This is a genomic window from Methylobacterium sp. WL8 (assembly GCF_008040045.1).
Classification (GTDB): Bacteria; Pseudomonadota; Alphaproteobacteria; order Rhizobiales; family Beijerinckiaceae; genus Methylobacterium; species Methylobacterium cerastii.
In genome coordinates this window covers 1-247 of the sequence record NZ_VRVF01000224.1, presented here as the reverse complement: position 1 = coordinate 247, position 247 = coordinate 1, and the positions used below count along the sequence as shown (strand labels likewise).

Here is a 247-nt window from a genome sequence, read left to right as displayed (position 1 = left end):
GGCAGCAGGTTCACCGGGCGCCGCATCCGCGAGCCCGGTGGCTTCCCCCTCCGACCAAGCGGCCGAGATCGCCCGTCTGCGGCGTGAACTCGACCGGACGCGCATGGAGCGCGACGTCCTAAAAAAAGCGATCGGCATCTTTGCGGAGATGCCCAAGTGACGTTCGCCTTCATCGAGCAGCATGCGAGCACCTGGCCGGTGCGTCTCATGTGCCGCGTGCTCGAAGTCTCTCACAGCGGCTACTACG

The 247-nt window shown here is 65.6% G+C and carries 1 pseudogene; it reads left to right on the top strand.

Annotated features, from left to right (window positions below):
* A pseudogene (locus tag FV234_RS26010) lies at nucleotides 1–247 on the top strand (IS3 family transposase); the annotation flags it as partial.